The following is a 20,556-nucleotide window of genomic DNA, read 5'->3' as shown; positions in this document are numbered from 1 at the left end:
GGCCGTCCACGGTCGCCGAACGGCCGTCCACGGTCGGCGCACCGGAAGCAGATCACGCTTTGCCCGACCTTGACCATGTAGCGCACAACCAATTGGCTTTACGAAAGCGTCACCGATCGCCTCTGGCACAGCTCCGACCTGCGGTTTTCAATGGTCGACACCATGGCACTGCTGAGCGCGCTCCTCCGTACCGCCCGGATGGCACGGCACACCTCACGCCTCGCCGCCGGACTGCCGGCCGACGAGGAGGTGCTGCTCGACGCCCCCGACCACCGCCTGGGACCGGCACTCGTCGCCGCGGCCCAGGGCGAGTACGCCCCCGCGGCCGGGCTGCTGGCCGCCACCCGCGCTTCCGCCGAGTGGGAGGACCGCGACCGGTACGCCGTACGCCTCGCCGCCTTCGCGCGCTCCCGCGACGAATGGCTCAGGCGGTGGCAGGCCGACGCCCCGCACGACCCGGACGCCTTGCTCGTCAAGGCCGAACTGGCCGTCCGCCGCGGCTGGGAGTCGCCCGCACGGGTGGAACTGCTGCGCGAGGTCGGCCCGCTGATCATGTCCGCCGCCGAGGGCGATCCGCGCGACCCGGTGCCGTGGCGGATCGCGCTCGACCAGGCCCGCGGCACCAACGTCGGGCACACCGGCTTCGAGCAGCTCTGGGCCCAGGCCGTCCGGCGCTCCCCGCACCACTACGGCTGTCACGTGGCCGCTCTGCAGTACCTCTCCGCCGCCTGGTACGGCTCGCACACCGAGTGCTTCGACTTCGCCGAGCCCGCCGCGCAGGACGCCCTGCCGGGCTCCCTGGTCCAGGCACTGCCGGTGCGCGCGGCCTTCGCCTATCTGACCGAGGGCGGCGGTCCCGAGGTGCCGCGCGAGCGCCTGGACGCCGCGGCCGACCTCGCGATCTCGGTCTCCGCCGCCTACACCGCCGCCGACCCGTGGCCCGCCGAGGTGCGCAACCTGCTGGCCTACGTCCTGGTCCGGCTGGAGCGCTGGCAGGACGCCCTGGAGCAGCTCCGTCTCATCGGCCCGTACGTGACCTCGTTCCCCTGGGCCCGGGTCTCCGACGACCCGCTCGGCCAGTACCTGGAGCTGCGCGACGGGGTCCGTCTGGAGGTGGCTTCGGGGCTTCCGCTGCGGGATCGTGCCCCCAGTCTGCTCCCACGGATCGGGTACGGCGGACTCGTCCGCTCCGTCGACCATTAGGCTTTCCCGTCGTGACCACCGTCCGGCTCCCGCTCTTCCCCCTGAACTCGGTGCTGTTCCCCGGGCTCGTGCTTCCTCTGAACGTGTTCGAGGAGCGCTATCGCGCCATGATGCGCGATCTGCTCAAGACGCCCGAGGACGAATCCCGCCGATTCGCCGTCGTCGCCATCCGCGACGGCCATGAGGTCTCGCCCAGCGCGCCCGGCATGCCCGACGGGACCGCCGTGCCCGACCGCGGCCCCGCCGCCGGGTTCGGGGACGATCCGCTCGCGGCCTTCCACGAGGTGGGCTGCGTCGCGGACGCGGCGACCGTCCGGGAGCGCGCCGACGGCAGCTTCGAGGTGCTGGCGACCGGCACGACACGGGTCCGGCTGCTGTCGGTGGACGCCTCCGGGGCGTTCCTGACGGCCGAGCTGGAGGAACTCCCGGAGGACCCGGGCGACGAGGCCGGGGCGCTCGCCGAGGGGGTCCTGCGCGCCTTCCGGCAGTACCAGAAGCGGCTGGCCGGTGCGCGCGAGCGCTCGCTGTCGACCGGCGCGGACCTGCCGGACGAACCGGCGGTCGTCTCCTACCTCGTCGCCGCCGCGGTGATGCTGGACGTCCCGGCCCGACAGCGGCTGCTCCAGGCCCCCGACACGGCCTCCAGGCTGCGCGAGGAGCTGAAGGTGCTGCGCGCCGAGACGGCCATCATCCGTAATCTGCCGTCGTTGCCCGCGTCGGACCTGACGCGCGGCCCGACGAGCCTGAACTGACGCTTGCGAGAAGGTCGATGGCCAAGAAGGCGAAGAAGCAGTCCGGCGGCACCCCCGCCACGGTGGCGCTGACGGAGGCGGGCGTCCCGTTCACCGTCCACGCCTACGAGCACGATCCCTCCCACCCGTCCTACGGCGAGGAGGCGGCCGAGGCGATGGGCGTGTCGCCGGAGCGGGTCTTCAAGACCCTGGTGGCGGACGTGGACGGCGCGCTCGTGGTCGCGGTCGTCCCGGTGGCGGGCTCGCTCGACCTCAAGGCCCTCGCCACGGCGGTGGGCGGCAAGCGGGCGGCGATGGCCGACCCGGCGGCGGCCGAGCGCACGACGGGGTACGTCCGCGGCGGCATCTCGCCCCTCGGCCAGCGCAAGAGGCTCCGCACCGTCCTGGACTCCTCGGCCTCCGGGCACGACACGATCTGCGTCTCGGCGGGCCGCCGCGGCATGGAGGTCGAGCTCTCCCCCGCCGACCTCGCGAAGCTCACGGAGGCGGTGTCCGCGCCCGTCGGACGGACGTGACCTGCCGCTCGGCGGCCCTGCCGGTGCCGGCACCCGTCCGGCCGTCCAGGACCCCTCGAAGGCGGCGGCCTGCGCGGCCCCTCGACGGATGCCTCTTCCTCGGTTAAGCACGAGTGGCATGTCGAAGAGAACGCGGAAACGCAGGTGGCGCATCAAGAAGGGCCGTTCGAACCACGGCCGCCGTCCCGCATGACCCACGCTCCGCACCGAAGGGCCGGCCCGGACAGCCGTTCTCCCGGCGCCCGGCCGGCCCTGCCGCCCGTCCGGGGCAGGGCCGAGGACCGACCTGTCCGGCCTGTCAAGGCGGAGACCAGGGGGTGTGACCCTAGGCGGCCGGAGGTCCCGGCGGCGGCGCGGTGACCGGGTAGGGGTTCTGCTGGTACGGATCGGGGTCACGGGGGCCGAACAGGGCCATGAGGCCGAGGTGGACCACCAGGGCGCTCAGGGACCACGCCAGCAGCGCGCCCTTGGCCCCGAGCTTCAGCGGCGCGGAGAACGTGACGCCCTTGCCCACGGCCTTGGCGTGCGCGACCACGTTCTGTGTGGGTCCGAGCCAGATCCCGACCCGCCAGGCGAGCAGCGATCCGAGCAGGCCGCCCAGGGCGAGCGCGATCACCAGAGGCACACCGCCACGCCGTCGTACGAGGAACACGACCAGCGCGCTCAGCGCTCCGAAGCCCAGCGCGAGCAGGGTGAAGGTTCCGTCCACGCCGATGGCCTGCTCGCCCTCGGTGTCCTTGATGTACACCGTGGTGGCGTCCGCGATCAACGGCACGTGCGGCGCCAGCCACGACCAGAGCACCCCGAGCAGAGCCCCCGCGAGAGCGACCGCGATCGTGATCACGGCGGCCTCCCGCACTTCGGTCTTCATCCCGGGGCCGTCCTGTCCGTAGGAGACCTCGTACGCGCCCGGGTACACGGGATGACCCGCCGGGCCGGGAGCGGGCCGGGTCTGCCAGGCAGGGTACGGTTCCCGCCGGTCCTCGGGGGACTGTTCGTGCGGCGGCGGAGGTGGAGTCAGCGGAGCGGTCACCCTGCCATCGTGCCAGGCGTCGCTGTCGGCCGCGTCACCGGACGGCCGCCCGGCGGTAGGCCCAGGCCGCGAGGGCCAGCGAGACCACCCCGACTCCGGCGCAGACGGCCAGATCACCGACGACGGCGGCCCAGTCGGGAGCCGCTGCGAAGGTGCGGGCGAAGGCCTCGACACCGTAGGTCGAGGGCAGCAGGTCCCGGAGGTACTGCACCGGGGCCGGCATCCGGTCCGCCGGGAGAACGCCCAGCAGCAGGGCCGCGGACATGCCCATCTGGCCGAGCAGGGTGGCCAGCTCGGGCCGCGGCGCGAGCAGCCCGAACGCGGCCCCGAGCCCGGCGAGGGCGGCACCCGCGAGCGGGACGACCGCGGCCAGCACCCACAGATGGGCCAGCGGCAGCCCGAACAGCAGGCACCCGAAGACGGCGGTGACGACGGTGCCGGGCACGGTGAAGGACGCGTACGCGGCCGCGGCACCGAGCACCACGGCCGCCGGCGGCACCGGCAGCGTCGCGTAGTGGTCGAGCCCGCCGCTCGCCCGAAGCTGCCCGAAGTACTGCGCGAGCAGGTTGAGGGCGACGAAGGCGACGACCAGGACCGTCGACCCGGCGACCACGGCCCGCGCCTCGGCGCCTCCGTCCACCACCCCACGCATCATGATCATGATGCCGAGGGACTGGAAGGTGGCCACGAACAGCAGCGGGATGCGCGCGACACGGGCCCGGGAGAGCTGCGCCCGGTACACGGCGGCCGTCGAGGGCCACAGCCGCGCCCGCGGTCCCAGCTCCGCCGCATCGGCGTCGGCGTCCTCGGCCAGGGGCAGCACGCTGCCCGGCAGCACTCCAGCGGGTACGGCACTCACGTCGAACTGCTCCCCTTCGTCGGCAGCCGCCCTGTTCCGCACACGTACGACGCCCCTCTCCCGTACGGATTCCACGCCCCGGACACTCACGCCTTCACCAGTCCCTGTGTCGCGTGGCCGCCGAGGGCCAGGTACACGTCCTCCAGGCTCGGCGTGGCCAGCGTGAAATCGTCGAGTGCGGCGAAGGCGGCTCCGCCGGTGACCGTGGCCACCGCCGCGCGGGCCTCCTCGGGCGCGAGCCGCAGGGTCCAGCGGCGGCCCGACTCGACGGCGCGGTCGCGCAGCGCGGCGACCTCGGGGACGTGCAGCGGGGCGTTCTCGCGCCAGACGAGTTCGACCCTCACCTCGCCGGCGACCTGTTCCTTGAGCCCGGCCGGGGTGTCGCAGGCGATGACCCGCCCCTCGTCGAGGACGGCGACCCGGTCGAGGACCGTCTCGGCCTCGATGACGTTGTGGGTGACGAGCAGGACCGTGGCGCCCTGTTCCGCGCGGCGCCGGTCGACGGCGGCCCACACGGCGCGCCGGGCGACGGGGTCCATGCCGGTGGTGGGCTCGTCGAGGACGAGCAGCGGGCGCCGCCCGACGAGGGCCGCGGCGAAGCAGGCGAGCCTGCGCTGTCCGCCGGAGAGCTTCTTCAGGGGACGGGAGGCGAGCGCGGTCAGGCCCAGCTCGTCGAGGACGGCGTCCCGTTCGGCCCGTGCCGCCCGCAGGTCGAGCCCGCGCAGCCGCCCGGTCGTCTCGGCGGCGAGGGACACGGTCAGCTCGTCCAGGGCGGTGGACTCCTGCCCGAGGTAGGCGAGGAGGCGGGCCGCCCGCTCGGGGTGGCGCACGATGTCGTGCCCGAGGATCTCGACGCTGCCGCTGTCGGGACGCATCAGCCCCGTGAGCTGGCGCACGAGGGTGGACTTGCCGGCGCCGTTCGGCCCGAGCAGCCCGAAGATCTCGCCCCGGCGGATGTCCAGGCGTACCCCGTCGGTGGCCCTGACCTCGGGTGTCGCCGGGGTGCCGCGGCGGCCGCGGACCGCCGGATAGGTCTTGGTGAGACCTCGCACGGCGCACACGACATCGCCCCTGTGTCCCGTCGGGGCCGTCTGTGCCGTGCGCGTACTCACGAAGGACGAGAGTACGGGGTCCGATGCCCTGTTATGCGCCCGGGGCCGTGGCGGGCACCGGGCGGAGGCCTCCGCGGCCCCTGTCCGGCGGCTCGGGGATCACTCCCCCACGGGCGCGTGCTCGGTCGCGGTGCGCACATCGATCTCCCGCCAGAATCCGGCCCGGATCGCGTAGCGGTCGTGCTCGTCGATCTGGTCGTCCTTGTGCGCGAGCAGGCCGAAGCGGGCCGCGTAGCGCAACAGTTCGCCGTCCACCCGGTGAGGGACCCGCGGGTACATCGCCGACAGCTTCTGGAGGTGGCTCGGGTCGGTGAGACGCTCCATCCAGCGGCGCGCGAAGACCTGTCCGACCTCGTAGGGGTCGCCACCGACCGTGGTGATGTCCTCCTCGCGGTCCGCCCACCGCTGTTCCGCGGAGGTGAGCTGGGCGAGCGTGGGCAGGGCGGCTGCCTCCGCGGACTCCATGGGGGTGCCGGGCCGGTCGACCCAGCCCTTGTCCGAGGACCAGCGCAGCGTGGCGTTGGCGGGGTGCTGGGCGGCCTGGGTGCCCGGTCCGCGGAGCGCGGCCAGGTCCTTCGGCGTGGGGACCCCCTTGGCGGAGGGGACTCGTTCCTGGCTGCCGTTCGGCGATTCGGCCGCCTGGTGGTGCTCGGTCTCCTGGGCGGAGCGCTCGGCCGCGGCGGCGAGGGCCGACTCGGGCAGCGGCGCGGAGAGGATGGCGGCGATCTCGGGGCGCGGTACGGGCGGCGGTGCGCAGATCCCGCCGATCTCCTTGGCGCGGACCGCCTTGGTGATCCAGGCGCGGTCGAGCACCCGCCGCTCGTCGGCCTCGGCCACCAGGTCCTCGGACTGGTTGTAGTCGCCGTCCGCGGCCTGCACGGCCCACAGGTGTACGGCCACGCCGTGCTCCTTGGCGGCCATCATGCCCGGCAGCAGATCGCCGTCGCCGGTCACGAGGACGATGTCGGAACAGGCGCGGTTGCGCGCGAGCTCGGTCAGCTCGGCGTGCATGGCGGCGTCCACGCCCTTCTGCGCCCACCGCCCGTCGCTGCGGGTCAGCGCGCCCAGGCGCACCGTGACCCGTGGCATCACGCGCAGCCTGCGGTGCTCGGGCTGCGGTACGCGGTCGGGGGCGCCGTCGAACCAGTAGATGCGCAGCAGGGGCCGCTCGGTGTCGGACTCGGCGCGCTCGCGCAGGCCCTGGATGAGGGCGGTGTGGTCGACGGTGATCCGGGATCGTGACGGCTCCCCGGCGAGGAGACTGGCGGCGGCCCCGAGCAGATACCCGGCGTCCACCAGGACGATGCATCGGTCCACGCGGTCCACCCTCTTTCCGGGAGGTTTGCTTCGGGCTTCCTTGGAGTCTGCCCGACCGCGCGGAGGTTAACGGCCGGAACTCGATCTTCGGCGTGGCGGATCGGAAGAACACCTGCTGACAGGTCTCATTACGCACGGTAATTCTACGAAATGCGCTGCTTGTCAGCCTATGTGAATCTGGTCGCGGCCCCGGCCCCCAGATCCCCCACAGGAGGCAGATCACCATGGCCAAGAACAAGAATCGCAAGCAGGGCGGCCAGCAGGACCGCTCCTCGCAGGCCGAGCGTGCGCAGGAGCAGGCCCAGCGGTCTTCGGCGCAGGCACAGCAGTCGCCGATGTCGCAGGCCCAGGGCAGCCCCGCTGATGTTGCCCGTAAGCATCAGAGGCGTTTCGGCCACAACTAAGGCCGCCGCGCGGGCTGTTGAAGCCCAGGCACGCACCGAGGGGCGCATCCTGTGACGGATGCGCCCCTCGGTGCGTCGGTAGGTCTCCGCCCTGCGGCCGTCGGCCTCTGCCCTGGCCGTGCGGCCGCCGGCCTCTGTCGTGCGGTCGTCAGCCGGCCAGGCAGGCCGGGCCGAGCAGCACCTTCAGATCCCCGAAGAGCGCCGGGTCCGGCTTCACGCGGTGCCGGTCGAGCCGCAGCACCGTGGTCTTGCTCGGGCCCTGGAGCCGGATGCGGACCTCGCTCTCGCCCTTGTGGTGACTGAGGATCTCGCCGAGACGGCTGACCATCGGCGGAGTCACCTTCAGCGCCGGGATGGTGAGGATCACGGGAGCGTTGGTACCCGCGTTCGACAGGTCCGGGACCTGGAGCTCCATCGCGACCAGCCGCGGCACGTCCTCGCGCTTGTCGAGGCGCCCCTTGACGAAGACGACCGCGTCCTCGACCAGCTGGGTCGACACCAGCTGGTAGGTCGCCGGGAAGAACATGCATTCGATGGAGCCCGCGAGGTCCTCCACGGTGGCGATCGCCCAGGCGTTGCCCTGCTTGGTCATCTTGCGCTGGAGGCCCGAGATGATGCCGCCGATCGTGACGACCGCGCCGTCCGCGTGCTCGCCCCCGGTCAGCTGGGAGATGCCGGCGTCCGCCTTGTCGGACAGGACGTGCTCCAGGCCGAAGAGCGGGTGGTCGGAGACGTACAGGCCGAGCATCTCGCGCTCCTGGGCGAGCAGGTAGACCTTGTCCCACTCGTCGGTGGTGAACTCCACGTCGAGACCGAAGCCGGGCTCGCTGGTGTCCTCGTCCCCCATGCCGCCGAAGAGGTCGAACTGGCCCTCGGCCTCCTTGCGCTTGACCGCCACCACGTTGTCGATCATCGGCTCGAAGTGCGCGGTGAGGCCCTTGCGGGTGTGCCCCATCGTGTCGAAGGCGCCCGCCTTGATGAGTGATTCCGTGGTGCGCTTGTTGCAGGCGACCGCCTCGACCTTGTCGAGGTAGTCCGGGAAGGAGGCGTACTTCCCCTTGGCCTTGCGACTGCGGATGATCGATTCCACCACGTTCGTGCCGACGTTGCGGACGGCGGAGAGGCCGAAGAGGATCACGTCGTCGCCCTGGGCGGCGAAGTTCTGCTCGGACTCGTTCACGTTGGGCGGCAGCACCTTGATGCCCATGCGCCGGCACTCGTTGAGGTAGACGGCCGACTTGTCCTTGTCGTCCTTCACCGAGGTCAGCAGAGCGGCCATGTACTCGGCCGGGTAGTTCGCCTTCAGATACCCGGTCCAGTACGAGACAAGTCCGTACGCGGCCGAGTGGGCCTTGTTGAACGCGTAGCCCGCGAAGGGGACCAGGACGTCCCACAGGGCCTGGATCGCCTCGTCGCTGTACTCGTTCTTGCGGGCGCCCGCCTGGAAGAGGACGAAGTTCTTCGCCAGCTCGTCGGGCTTCTTCTTGCCCATCACGCGGCGCAGGATGTCGGCCTCGCCGAGCGAGTACCCGGCGATGATCTGGGCGGCCTTCTGGACCTGCTCCTGGTACACGATCAGGCCGTAGGTGACGGCCAGCACCTCTTCGAGCGGCTTCTCCAGCTCCGGGTGGATCGGGGTGATCTCCTGGCGGCCGTTCTTGCGCTCCGCGTAGTTGATGTGCGAGTTCATGCCCATCGGGCCCGGCCGGTACAGGGCCGAGACGGCGGAGATGTCCTCGAAGTTGTCGGGCTGCATCTGGCGGAGCAGCGAACGCATCGGGCCGCCGTCGAACTGGAAGACGCCGAGGGTGTCACCGCGGCAGAGCAGTTCGAAGGTCTTGGGGTCGTCCAGCGGGAGCGCGAGCATCTCCAGGTCGACGCCCTTGTTGGCCTTCACCATCTTGATGGCGTCGTCCATGATCGTGAGGTTGCGCAGGCCCAGGAAGTCCATCTTGAGCAGGCCCAGCGACTCGCACTGGGGGTAGTCCCACTGGGTGATGGTCACGCCGTCGGTGTGCCGCACCCAGATGGGCGCGTGGTCGACGATGGGCTCGCTGGACATGATCACGCCGGCGGCGTGCACACCCATCTGCCGGACCAGGCCCTCGACGCCCTTGGCGGTGTCGATGACCTTCTTCACGTCCGGCTCGTTCTCGTACATCCCGCGGATCTCGCCGGCCTCGCCGTAGCGGGGGTGCGAGGGGTCGGTGATGCCGTTCAGGTCGATGCCCTTGCCGAGGACGTCGGCGGGCATCGCCTTGGTGAGCCGGTCGCCCATCGCGTACGGGTAGCCCAGCACGCGCGCGGAGTCCTTGATGGCGTTCTTCGCCTTGATCTTGCCGTACGTGCCGATCATGGCGACCTTGTCGGCGCCGTACTTCTCGGTCACGTACCTGATCACCTCGACGCGCCGACGCTCGTCGAAGTCGATGTCGACGTCGGGCATGGAGACGCGCTCGGGGTTGAGGAACCGCTCGAAGATCAGACCGTGCGGGATCGGGTCGAGGTCGGTGATGCCCATCGCGTACGCGACGATCGAGCCGGCCGCGGAACCACGGCCGGGGCCCACCGCGATGCCCTGGTTCTTGGCCCACATGATGAAGTCGGCGACGACGAGGAAGTACCCCGGGAACCCCATCTGGATGATGACGTCCATCTCGTACTCGACCTGCTTCTGGCGGTCGTCGGGCACGCCGCCGGGGAAGCGGCGCTCCATGCCGAGGCGGACTTCCTCCTTGAACCAGGTGACCTCGGTGAAGCCGTCCGGGATGTCGAACTTCGGCATGAGGTTCTTCGCCTCGAACATGCCGGTGGTGTCGATCTGCTCGGCCACCAGGAGGGTGTTGGCGCAGCCCTCCTGCCAGGCGTCCGAGGAGTCGACGGCGTACATCTCGTCCGTCGTCTTCAGGTAGTAGCCGGTGCCGTCGAAGCGGAAGCGGTCCGGGTCGGAGAGGTTCTTGCCGGTCTGGATGCACAGCAGGGCGTCGTGGGCGGTCGCCTCGTGCGCGTACGTGTAGTGCGAGTCGTTCGTCACCAGGGGCGGGATGCCGAGCTTCTTGCCGATCTCCAGGAGTCCGTCGCGGACCCGGCGCTCGATCTCGATGCCGTGGTCCATCAGCTCCAGGAAGTAGCGGTCCTTGCCGAAGATGTCCTGGTACTCGGCGGCCGACTTCAGGGCCTCGTCGAACTGGCCGAGGCGCAGCCTGGTCTGCAGCTCGCCGGAGGGACAGCCGGTGGAGGCGATGAGCCCCTCCGACCACTGGGAGATCGTCTCCTTGTCCATCCGGGGCCACTTCTGGAGCCAGCCCTCGGCGTAGGCGTCCGAGGAGAGCTTGAAGAGGTTGTGCAGGCCCGTCCGGTTCGCCGCCCAGATCGTCTTGTGCGTGTAACCGCCCGAACCGGACACGTCGTCGCGCTTCTGGTGCGGCTGGCCCCACTTGATCTTGCGCTTGTTGCGCCGGGACTCCGGGGCGACGTACGCCTCGATGCCGATGATCGGTGTGACGCCCGCCTTCTTCGCCGTGTGGAAGAAGTCATAGGCCCCGTGGAGGTTGCCGTGGTCGCTCATCGCGATGTGGGACATGCCCATCTCGTTGCACGCGTCGAACATGTCCTTGAGCCGCGCGGCACCGTCCAGCATCGAGTACTGGGTGTGGACGTGCAGGTGCGTGAACGGCGGCTTCGACACGGTTTCGGCCTCCAGGAAGAACCATCGGTTACAGGCTGCGGACAGTCTGGGGGGTCAGCGTCGAAGTCTATGACGCGGGACTGACACTCTGCGGAGGATCACCCGTACCTTCATGCGGGGGCCGGGGTCACGGGCGTGGATTCGCCGCCGGAACCCGGGCACTCCCGCGTATCTTCGTCCGTTGGAAGTGGACGGACCCCTTGTCCCCGGGGCGGCGCGCCCGCCCTGTCAGCCACGCACCACCTGCACCAGGAGGCACCCAGCGATGTCGGTCCCGCAGCTCAGCGCCGAGCAACGCGGCGAGCAGATCCTCGCCGTCTTCGACACCGCCTTCGGCGAGCTCCTGGCCGCCGACCCGGCCGCGTTCCGTGTGAAATTCCGCAAGATGGCGGCCTCCGCCTTCGCGTTCTACCGCGGCACCGCGGCGCTCTTCTACCACGACCTCGACCAGGACAGGCGCGGCGGCCCGTACCTGGACGAGCGCACCTCCCGCGTGTGGATCCACGGCGACCTGCACGCCGAGAACTTCGGCACGTACATGGACGCCCAGGGCCGTCTGATCTTCAACGTGAACGACTTCGACGAGGCCTATGTGGGCCCCTTCACCTGGGACCTCAAGCGCTTCGCCGCCTCCGTGGCCCTCATCGGCTACGCGAAGGCGCTCAGCGACGAGCAGATCACCGAGCTGGTGCGGGTGTACGCGGCCGCCTACCGCGAGCGCATCCACGCCCTGGCCACCGGCGCCAAGAGCGACGAGGTGCCGCCCTTCACGCTGGACACCGCCGAGGGCCCGCTCCTGGACGCGCTGCGCGACGCCCGGTCGCTGACCCGCTTCGGGCTCCTGGACTCGATGACCGAGATCCGCGACTTCGAGCGCCGCTTCGCACCCGGCGGCGGCTCCATCGAGCTGGACGCCGCCACCCGCTACAAGGTCCTCGCGGCCTTCGACGGCTATCTGGAGACGCTCCCGGAGTCCTCGCTGACCCGCCCGGACTCGTACCGCGTGAAGGACGTCGTGGGCCGCCGCGGCATCGGCATCGGCTCGGCCGGCCTGCCCTCGTACAACATCCTTCTGGAGGGCAACAGCGACGCCCTGGAGAACGATGTGGTGATCTACATCAAGCAGGCCCAGACCCCGGCCGTCTCCCGGCACGTCACGGACTCCGCGATCCGCGGCTACTTCCAGCACGAGGGCCACCGCACGGTGATCTCCCAGCGCGCCCTGCAGGCGCACGCCGACCCGTGGCTCGGCTGGACCGAGCTGGACGGCGCCGGCCAGCTCGTCGCCGAGGTCTCGCCGTACGCGGTGGACCTGGACTGGGGCGACATCGACGACCCCGAGGAGATCGCCGCGGTGGTCGCGGACCTCGGCCGCTCCACCGCCACGATGCACGCGGCGGCGGACGACGAGAGCGGGCACTCGGAGCTGGTGCCGTTCTCCACGGAAAGGGCCATCGACGCGGCCATCGCGGCCGACGAGGACGGCTTCGCCGACCTCCTGGTGGACTTCGCGCACAGCTACGGCACCCGCGCGCGCGGTGACCACCAGATCTTCGTGGACCTGTTCCGCAACGGACGGATCCCGGGCCTCTAGAGCGCACGGCCGGCCGCGGGGCCGCACGCCCCGCGACCGGCCGCCCCACAACGCTCCCGTACGCACAGGAACCCTTTAGGGGACGCTTACGGGAGCGCGTGGGAGACTCACCTCCGCTATGGACATATCCGGGACCCAGCTCAGAGCCGCGCGCGCGGCCGTGTTCACGGCTGTCGTCGTGACGCTCTCCGCCGCGTCGCACGTGCTGCTGTCCCAGGTGCCGCTGCCGCTGACCACCGTGGCCGCGATCAGCGCCGCCGTCTTCGTCCTCTCCTTCGCCCTCGCGGGCCGCGAACGGGGCTTCGGCCGCATCGCCGCCCTGCTCATCCCGCTGGAACTGGCCGCCGACACCGTGTTCACCACGGGTCAGCACGTCTGTTACGGCAGCGCGGGCGGCCCGGTCGCGGGTCCGCTGCGCTCGGTCGGCCTCGACGTGCTGTGCGGCGGCGGCAGCGTGGGGGCCCCGCTGTCCCGGGTGACCGGCGGCGCCCCCGACCGTGCCGCCGCCCTGCTCGCGCACGCCGACCCGGCCGCCGCCTGGCTGCTGCTCGGCGCGCACGTCGCCGTCGGCCTGCTCGCGGCCGCGTGGCTGCGCCGGGGCGAGCGCGCTCTGGACCAGCTGCTGCGCGCGGTGGCCGCCTCGACCTTCCGGCCGCTGCTGCTCGCGGTCGCCGCGGTGACCGTACGACTCGCTCCGGCCCGTCCGCTGCCGCGCACCGCGCCCCGGCCGGCCGCCGCCCGCACCCGTCTGTTCGTGCACTCCCTGGGACGCCGCGGACCGCCCCGCCCGGCCGCTTTCGCCTGAGCGGCGGCTTCTGAGCGACCGCTCCCGGACCACGGCTCACAAGCCGGAGCTTCCGAGCGACAGCGTGTGAACAAACATTCCTGGGCGCAGCCCTGAGCACCAGCAGTCCCCCCATACGTATTCCGCGTACGACGTGTGCGCGTCCCATATGGAGATCACCAACATGAGCAAGCGGAACAGCGTGGCAGAGAAGACGGCGGCCCGAGAGCGGATGCGCGCTGAGCGCGAGCGCCAGGCCAAGCGCGACAAGGTCAAGCGCCAGGCGATCGTCGCCGGTTCCCTCGTCGCGGTCCTCGCGATAGCGGGCGGCATCGGCTACGCGGTCGTGCAGAACAACAAGCCGTCCCAGTGGGAGGCCGTCGCGAGCGACAAGGTGGTCGCCCCGGCCAACACCACGGGCAAGGACGGTACGACGGTCGTCGTCGGCAAGAGCACCGCGAAGAAGACCCTGAAGCTGTACGAGGACCCGCGCTGCCCGATCTGCGCCACCTTCGAGCAGACCGTCGGCCCGACCGTCAAGAAGGACCTCGACGCCGGCAAGTACAAGATCCAGTACATCGGCGGCACGTTCCTCGACGGCGACTCCGACGACAAGGGCAAGATCCAGATCGGTTCCCGCGGCGAGGGCTCGAAGAACGCGATGAGCGCCATGGGCGCCGCGCTGAACGTGAGCCAGGAAGCCTTCCTGGAGTACAAGAGCGCGCTGTACTCGGCGAAGTACCACCCCGACGAGACGACCGACAAGTTCAAGAACGACGACTACCTGATCAAGGTGGCGAACACGGTCGACGCGCTCAAGGACAACACCACGTTCCAGAACGCCGTCAAGAACGGCACGTACGACGCCTGGGCGCTGGCCATGTCCGAGACGTGGAACACCAACAAGGACGGCGTCAACGGCACGCCGAGCCTGGTGATGGACGGCAAGAAGGTCACCACCTCGGACGGCAACGCGCCGATGACGGTCGCCGACTTCACCACGGCGATCGACGCGGCCCTCAAGGCCTGACCGGCGCCGCGGCGGCCCCCGAGCCGTCCGGAGCGACAACCCCGGTGACACGAGCGGCCCTTGTGGCCGGTGCGACCTGAGCGGCGAAAAGCCTAAGAGCGGGCGAACTTTTCCAGTTCGCCCGCTCTTGGCGTGTACCGATCGGTAACCTCATCGCCCGTGACCAGTCGACAGAGATCATCCGACTTCGCGGGAGACCTCAACTCCCGCGCCCCGCGCCGCCGTACGGTCGTCAAGGCCGCGGCCGCCACCGCCGTCCTCGCCGCCCCGCTCGCGGCCGCCCTGCCGGCCCGCGCCGCCGAGGCGCCCGCGTTCCTGCACGGAGTCGCCTCCGGTGACCCGCTGCCCGACGGCATCCTGTTGTGGACCCGGGTGACACCCGGATCCCAGGCGATACCGGGCTCCGGACTCGGCCCGGACACCGAGGTGAGCTGGACCGTCGCCAAGGACAAGGCCTTCACCACGATCGTCGCCAAGGGCTCCACCATCGCGACGGCCGCCACCGACCACACCGTCAAGGCGGACATCCGCGGCCTCCAGCCCGCCACCGACTACTGGTTCCGCTTCTCCGCCGGCGGCACGGACTCGCCCGTCGCCCGCACCCGCACCACCCCGGCCGCCGACGCCTCCGTGGCCGGTCTGCGCTTCGGCGTGGTCTCCTGCGCCAACTGGGAGGCCGGCTACTTCTCGGCCTACCGTCATCTCGCGGCCCGAAACGACCTGGACGCCTGGCTGCACCTCGGCGACTACATCTACGAGTACAAGTCCGGCGAGTACGGGACCCGCGGCACCGTCGTACGGCCGCACGCCCCCGCGAACGAGATCCTCACCCTCGCCGACTACCGCACCCGGCACGGCCGTTACAAGACCGACCCCGACCTCCAGGCCCTGCACCACAAGGCACCGGTCGTCGCGATCTGGGACGACCACGAGTTCGCCGACAACTCCTGGTCGGGCGGCGCGGTCAACCACACCGAGGGCGCCGAGGGCGCCTGGACGGACCGTCAGACGGCCGCGAAGCAGGCCTACTTCGAGTGGATGCCGGTCCGCCCCGCCATCGCCGGCACCACCTACCGCAGGCTGCGCTTCGGCAAGCTCGCCGACCTCGCGCTGCTCGACCTGCGCTCCTTCCGGTCGCAGCAGGCGTCCACCGCCAGTGGCTCGGTCGACGACCCGGACCGTACGATCACCGGCCGCGCCCAGCTCGACTGGCTGAAGTCCGGGCTCAAGTCCTCGGACACCACCTGGCGTCTGGTCGGCAACTCGGTGATGATCTCGCCGTTCGCGGTGGGCGCCCTCTCCGCCGACCTGCTGAAGCCGCTCGCCAAGCTGCTCGGACTCCCGCAGGAGGGCATCGCCGTCAACACCGACCAGTGGGACGGCTACACCGACGACCGCCGCGAACTGCTCGCGCACCTGCGCTCCAACGCCATCCGCAACACGGTCTTCCTGACCGGTGACATCCACATGGCCTGGGCCAACGACGTGCCGGTGGACGCCGGTACGTACCCGCTGTCCCCGTCCGCCGCCACGGAGTTCGTGGTCACCTCGATGACCTCCGACAACCTCGACGACATCGTCAAGGTGCCCGAGGGCGTCGTCTCGGCCGTCGCCTCCCCGATCATCCGCGCGGCCAACCGCCACGTCCACTGGGTCGACACCGACCGGCACGGCTACGGCGTCCTGGACATCACCGCCGACCGCGCCCAGATGGACTACTACGTGCTCTCCGACCGTACGAACCCGAACGCGACCTCGTCCTGGGCCCGTTCGTACCGGACGCGCAGCGGCACGCAGACGGTGGAGCGGACGTACGACCCGGCGTAGTCCCCCCGGGGATCAGGTGCCCGTCCGGGACGTACCGGACGGGCCCTCCCGTGCTCCGGCTCCGGCTCCGGCTACAGACTTTCGAGGAAGCCGAGGGCCACCTTCCACGTGGCCTCGGCCGCCTCGGCGTCGTAGTCGGGCAGGCCGGGGTCGGTGTAGACGTGCCCGGCGCCCGCGTACCGGTAGATCTCCACGTCCGCTCCGGTTCTCTGCATCTGGAGATACCAGGCGCTCAGCCAGTCGTCCGTCTCGAACTGGTCGGGCTCGGCGACATGCAACTGGACCGGCAGTTCGTCCACGGACGCGCTCTCGGCGATGTCCGACGTGCCGTGCAGCAGGAGCAGCCCGCGGGCCTTCTCGTCGCCGAGGGCCAGGGTCTGCGCCACGGAGGCGCCGAGGGAGAAGCCCGCGTACACCAGGCCGCGATCGGAGTAGGGCGCGGCGGCCAGGACCGCGCGCTTGAGCAGCTCGTCCTTGCCGGTCTCGTCGTTGAAGGCCATGCCCTCCTCGACGGTCTCGAAGGTGCGCCCCTCGAAGAGGTCGGGGGTCCACACCTCGTGTCCCGCGGCCCGCAGCCGGTCCGCCGCCGCGCGCACCGCCGGCCGCAGTCCGTAGGTCGAGTGAAAGAGCATGATGTTCATGGACTCCATGGTGCCAGCCGGTACCGACAGCACCCGTCCGGCCGTACCCGGCGGCGGCCTCTGGGATACCCCGCTCCGCCCCGAGAACACATGTTCATGACGCCGGTGGCCGGTTACGTTCTCAGACATGGAGAACGTACTGCGCCCGGTGATCGTCGTCGGTGGCTCGGTCGCGCTCACCCTGCTCATCGGATGGTCCGTGGACCGTCTGTTGCGCCGGGCTGACGACCGGCACAGCGAGACCTCCCTGTGGGGTCTGCTCCGCCGCGGCCGTGTCCCCTTCCAGCTGGTCCTGTTCGCGGCCCTGCTCAGAGGCTCCTACGACCAGGCGAAGCTCCTGGTCGAGCACCGGATCGGCATCGGCCGGACACTCACCCTGATCCTCATCGGCGCCGCCGCCTGGCTGGTGGTGAGCATCGCCACGGCGGTCGTCGAGACCTCGTACAGCCGCTACGCGAACGCGCACCGCGACCCGGCCCGGATCCGCCGGGTCCGCACCCAGGTCACACTGATCCAGCGGGTGGTCACCGCGGTCGTCGGTGTCGTCGCGGCCGCCGCGATGCTGCTCACCTTCCCCGCGATGCGCGCGGCCGGTGCCTCGCTGCTGGCCTCGGCCGGAATCCTCGGCATCGTCGCCGGTGTCGCCGCCCAGTCCACCCTCGCGAACCTCTTCGCCGGACTGCAGATCGCCTTCGGCGACATGGTGCGGCTCGGCGACACGGTGGTGGTCGACGGCGAGTGGGGCACGGTCGAGGAGATCACCCTGACGTTCCTGACGGTACGGACGTGGGACGAGCGCCGGATCACCATGCCGGTCTCGTACTTCACCTCCAAGCCGTTCGAGAACTGGTCGCGCGGCACTCCCCAGATGACCGGCATCGTCTTCCTGCACCTCGACCACTCCGCCCCGGTGGAGGCGATGCGCGGGAAGCTGCGCGACATCCTGCGCGAGTGCCCGGCCTGGGACGGCCGCGACTACGGACTCGCCGTCACCGACTCGACGCCCAACACCATGCAGGTGCGCGCCCTGGTCACCGCGAAGGACGCGGACGACATCTGGACGGTACGGGTCACGGTCCGCGAGCAGCTGATCCGCTGGCTGGCCGAACAGCACCCCTACGCGCTCCCCCGCGTCAACACCGCCGAGGCGGCGCTGCTCCCCGGGCAGAGCCCGCGCACGGGGCGCCCGGAGCCGGACGCGGTGGCGGCCCGCCCGAACCACGGCCGCCATGCCCACGAACCACCCCGCACCGGCCCCGGCCGCGGTTGAGGACCGTTCCCAGGGACCGGGGCCCGGGTCCTGGAACCCGGCGACCTGCCGGAGCCGCCGACGGGGTCTGCCGGCAGGACCGGACCGGCCCGATCTGTCAGGCGTGGCGACCTGCCGGTGACGGTCTGCCCGACGTGCCGGAGCCGCCTGGCCTGCTGCCCGGGCCAGGCGGGCGGGATCCGCCGGGCATGCCGGATCTGCCGGACCGCCGGCCGGGGCGCCCCGGCCAGGCCTGGCGGGACCGTCTCCCGGCCCCCGAGCGTGTGCCATCTGCCGGTAGACGCCAGGTCTGGCCCCTGCCGGGCGTGCCGGGCAGGGGCCAGGCACGGCCGTCCGGGCGGCAGGGCGCACGGGGAACCGCCGGCAGGCGTCAGCGGAGGCTGCGGACGTCGAGGTGTCTGAGGACGCGGTCCACGATCTCCGGGTCGGCCCCGGGCTCGCTCCGCGCGGACAGCACCTCGTGCCGGGCCGCGCTCATCATCTCCCCCTGGATCCGCCGCATCCGCTTCATCCGCCGGACCCGCTGAAGATGCGCCTCGCGCCGCTCCTCGTCCCCCATGTCGGGACTGATCCGGACACCGATCTCGAAGGCCCGGCGCAGCAGTTGCTCGGAGACCTCCTCCGGCAGCTCCTCCACCTCCTCGATCTCCCGCAGCCTGCGCTTCGCGGCCTTGGCGGCCCGTACCGCGAGCTCCTTCTCGAAGGCCTTCTCGACGTCCTCGTCGGCCCGTACCCCGAGTCTTCTGACCAGCCACGGCAGGGTGAGCCCCTGGAGCACCAGGGTCGCCATGATCACCCCGAAGGCGATGAACACGATCTCGTCCCGGTCGGGAAACGGCGACCCGTCGTCCATCTCCAGCGGGATCGCGAGCGCCAGGGCCACGGAGGCGACCCCCCGCATCCCGGCCCACCACATGACCACGGTCTCCCGCCATGAGGTCGGGATCTCCTCGTCGTAGTCCCGCTTGGCGTGCAGCCGCTTGGTCAGCCAGGTCGCGGGCAGCAGCCAGGCCAGGCGTACGAGCACGACCACCACCACGATCGTGGCGGCCCAGCCGAGCATCTCGCCCCAGCGTCCCGACGCCGTACGGATCGCGTTGTGGAGTTCGAGGCCGATGAGCCCGAAGGCGACGCCGGTGACGAGCGTGTCCACCACGTCCCAGACGGTCGACCCGGCGAGCCGGGTCATGACGTCGTCGGCGTCGGTGGCGTACTCCGCGAGGAACAGGGCGGTGGTGAGCACGGCGAGCACCCCCGATCCGTGCAGTTCCTCGGCCAGCACGTACGCGGCGTACGGCACCAGCAGGGTCAGCCCGATCTGGAGGGTGGCGTCGCCGACCAGCGTCATCAGCCTGTTCGCGGCCCACCCGAGGGCCACCCCGATGACGAGCGCGACGACGGCGGAGAGCACGAGGTCGAGTCCGGCCCGCCAGGGCGAGAAGGTTCCGCTGACCGCGGCGGCGATCGCGACGTGGTACAGCACGATCGCCGTCACGTCGTTGAAGAGCCCCTCCCCCTCCAGGATCGACACGAGGCGGCGCGGCAGCCCGAGCTGTCCCGCGACGGCGGTCGCCGCGACCGGGTCGGGCGGTGCCACGAGGGCGCCCAGCGCGAAGGCGGCGGCGAGCGGCAGGCCCGGCACGATCGAGCTCGCGACGGCCGCGACCGCAAGCGTGGTGACGAACACCAGGGCCACGGCGAGCAGGAAGATCGGGCGTTTGTTCGCGGTGAACTGTCTCCACGAGGTGCGGCGCACCGCGGCGTACAGCAACGGCGGCAGCAGCGCGGGCAGGATCAGGTCCGGCGGGATGTCCACGTTCGGGACGAAGTCCAGCACGGCCAGCACTATGCCGAGCAGAGTCATCAGGACCGGTGCGGGAAGCCCGAACCGCTCTCCGACCGGGACGCTGACCACGGCCCCGAGCAACAGCACGAACAGCAGGGCCAACTGATCCACGGTCAGCGCTCCGGCGGGGTCTAGACGATCACGGGCGAACCAGACCTCAAGCGTGCCACGCCGCTACGGCGATCCCCCGGCTCACAGCACCTTGCGCATCGCGCGGTGCGGCATTCCCGCGTCCGCGAACTCCGGACCGTACGCCACGTATCCGAGCCGTTCGTAGAACCCCAGCGCGTGGGTCTGCGCGTGCAGGTCCACGGCGGCCAGGCCACGCGCGCGTGCTGCGGTCTCGATGGCCCGCACGAGCGCGGCGCCGACGCCGAGGCCGCGTGCCTCGCGCGTCACGGCGAGCCGCCCGAGCGAGCCGACGGCCGGATCCCCGCCGACCTTCGCCGCGGCCGCCTCGCCCTCCAGCAGCCGTCCGGTGCCGAGGGGCACGCCGTCCTCGCGGACCGCCAGCACGTGCAGGGCTCCGGGGTCGTACGCGTCGTACTCGATGTCCTCGGGGACGCCCTGCTCGCCGACGAAGACGTCCGTGCGCACCGCGAAGCAGGCCTCACGGTCGTCGGCGTGCTCGGCGACCCGCACCTCGTAGGCACCGCCCCGCAGTGCGGAGGGGACGGCGGC

General features: G+C 71.3%; 17 protein-coding genes. 9 read left to right on the top strand and 8 right to left on the bottom strand.

Annotated features, from left to right (window positions below):
* Window positions 1-150: 150 nt before the first annotated feature.
* From OG780_RS30290 to ybaK, 3 genes are read left to right on the top strand one after another with little or no spacing between them, the layout of a single operon-like run.
* Complete coding sequence (locus OG780_RS30290; RefSeq protein ID WP_443062233.1) at window positions 151-1,203, top strand: hypothetical protein; 1,053 nt, start codon at window positions 151-153, stop codon at window positions 1,201-1,203.
* A gap of 11 nt (window positions 1,204-1,214) precedes the next feature.
* Window positions 1,215-1,955, top strand: a complete 741-nt coding sequence (locus OG780_RS30285; protein ID WP_328453473.1) for an LON peptidase substrate-binding domain-containing protein — start codon at window positions 1,215-1,217, stop codon at window positions 1,953-1,955.
* A 17-nt stretch (window positions 1,956-1,972) separates the two neighbouring features.
* Complete coding sequence (gene ybaK / locus OG780_RS30280) at window positions 1,973-2,470, top strand: Cys-tRNA(Pro) deacylase (RefSeq protein ID WP_328453472.1); 498 nt, start codon at window positions 1,973-1,975, stop codon at window positions 2,468-2,470.
* Window positions 2,471-2,795: 325 nt separating this feature from the next.
* Here ybaK and OG780_RS30275 read toward each other — a convergent pair whose 3' ends face one another.
* The 4 genes from OG780_RS30275 to OG780_RS30260 all read right to left on the bottom strand — a co-directional run bounded on the left by OG780_RS30275 (window position 2,796) and on the right by OG780_RS30260 (window position 6,791).
* Window positions 2,796-3,503 (bottom strand): AAA family ATPase, encoded by a 708-nt coding sequence (locus OG780_RS30275; protein WP_328453470.1) that lies wholly within the window; start codon window positions 3,501-3,503, stop codon window positions 2,796-2,798.
* A gap of 34 nt (window positions 3,504-3,537) precedes the next feature.
* Window positions 3,538-4,362 carry an ABC transporter permease gene (locus tag OG780_RS30270; protein WP_328453468.1) on the bottom strand — a complete coding sequence of 275 codons (825 nt, stop codon included), beginning with the start codon at window positions 4,360-4,362 and terminating at the stop codon, window positions 3,538-3,540.
* Window positions 4,363-4,448: 86 nt separating this feature from the next.
* Entirely contained in the window at window positions 4,449-5,423 is a 975-nt protein-coding gene (locus OG780_RS30265) for an ABC transporter ATP-binding protein (protein WP_328458484.1), read from the bottom strand.
* A gap of 150 nt (window positions 5,424-5,573) precedes the next feature.
* Entirely contained in the window at window positions 5,574-6,791 is a 1,218-nt protein-coding gene (locus OG780_RS30260) for an NYN domain-containing protein (RefSeq protein WP_328453466.1), read from the bottom strand.
* Window positions 6,792-7,015: 224 nt separating this feature from the next.
* On the opposite strand from OG780_RS30260, the gene OG780_RS30255 reads away from it, so the two are divergent.
* Window positions 7,016-7,195, top strand: a complete 180-nt coding sequence (locus OG780_RS30255; protein WP_326788325.1) for a hypothetical protein — start codon at window positions 7,016-7,018, stop codon at window positions 7,193-7,195.
* A gap of 148 nt (window positions 7,196-7,343) precedes the next feature.
* Here OG780_RS30255 and dnaE read toward each other — a convergent pair whose 3' ends face one another.
* On the bottom strand, window positions 7,344-10,883 hold the full coding sequence (gene dnaE, locus OG780_RS30250) for a DNA polymerase III subunit alpha (protein WP_328453459.1): 3,540 nt from the start codon (window positions 10,881-10,883) through the stop codon (window positions 7,344-7,346).
* A 265-nt stretch (window positions 10,884-11,148) separates the two neighbouring features.
* On the opposite strand from dnaE, the gene OG780_RS30245 reads away from it, so the two are divergent.
* From OG780_RS30245 to OG780_RS30230, 4 genes are all read left to right on the top strand, one after another.
* Window positions 11,149-12,477 (top strand): DUF2252 domain-containing protein, encoded by a 1,329-nt coding sequence (locus OG780_RS30245; protein ID WP_328453457.1) that lies wholly within the window; start codon window positions 11,149-11,151, stop codon window positions 12,475-12,477.
* A 118-nt stretch (window positions 12,478-12,595) separates the two neighbouring features.
* Window positions 12,596-13,282 carry a hypothetical protein gene (locus OG780_RS30240; RefSeq protein ID WP_328453455.1) on the top strand — a complete coding sequence of 229 codons (687 nt, stop codon included), beginning with the start codon at window positions 12,596-12,598 and terminating at the stop codon, window positions 13,280-13,282.
* A gap of 163 nt (window positions 13,283-13,445) precedes the next feature.
* Complete coding sequence (locus tag OG780_RS30235; protein ID WP_328453453.1) at window positions 13,446-14,291, top strand: thioredoxin domain-containing protein; 846 nt, start codon at window positions 13,446-13,448, stop codon at window positions 14,289-14,291.
* Window positions 14,292-14,450: 159 nt separating this feature from the next.
* Window positions 14,451-16,118 (top strand): alkaline phosphatase D family protein, encoded by a 1,668-nt coding sequence (locus tag OG780_RS30230; RefSeq protein ID WP_328453451.1) that lies wholly within the window; start codon window positions 14,451-14,453, stop codon window positions 16,116-16,118.
* 71 nt (window positions 16,119-16,189) lie between these two features.
* Here OG780_RS30230 and OG780_RS30225 read toward each other — a convergent pair whose 3' ends face one another.
* Window positions 16,190-16,759, bottom strand: a complete 570-nt coding sequence (locus OG780_RS30225; RefSeq protein WP_443062232.1) for a dienelactone hydrolase family protein — start codon at window positions 16,757-16,759, stop codon at window positions 16,190-16,192.
* 127 nt (window positions 16,760-16,886) lie between these two features.
* Here OG780_RS30225 and OG780_RS30220 point away from each other — a divergent pair, with 127 nt between their 5' ends.
* Window positions 16,887-18,029 carry a mechanosensitive ion channel family protein gene (locus tag OG780_RS30220; protein ID WP_328453447.1) on the top strand — a complete coding sequence of 381 codons (1,143 nt, stop codon included), beginning with the start codon at window positions 16,887-16,889 and terminating at the stop codon, window positions 18,027-18,029.
* Window positions 18,030-18,399: 370 nt separating this feature from the next.
* Here OG780_RS30220 and OG780_RS30215 read toward each other — a convergent pair whose 3' ends face one another.
* Entirely contained in the window at window positions 18,400-19,986 is a 1,587-nt protein-coding gene (locus OG780_RS30215; RefSeq protein ID WP_328453445.1) for a Na+/H+ antiporter, read from the bottom strand.
* An 81-nt stretch (window positions 19,987-20,067) separates the two neighbouring features.
* Complete coding sequence (locus tag OG780_RS30210; RefSeq protein WP_328458482.1) at window positions 20,068-20,538, bottom strand: GNAT family N-acetyltransferase; 471 nt, start codon at window positions 20,536-20,538, stop codon at window positions 20,068-20,070.
* Window positions 20,539-20,556: the final 18 nt, after the last annotated feature.

The sequence above is a fragment of the Streptomyces sp. NBC_00386 genome, from assembly GCF_036063235.1.
In the GTDB taxonomy this organism is placed as follows: Bacteria; Actinomycetota; Actinomycetes; order Streptomycetales; family Streptomycetaceae; genus Streptomyces.
This window is presented reverse-complemented; position numbering and strand designations above follow the sequence as displayed.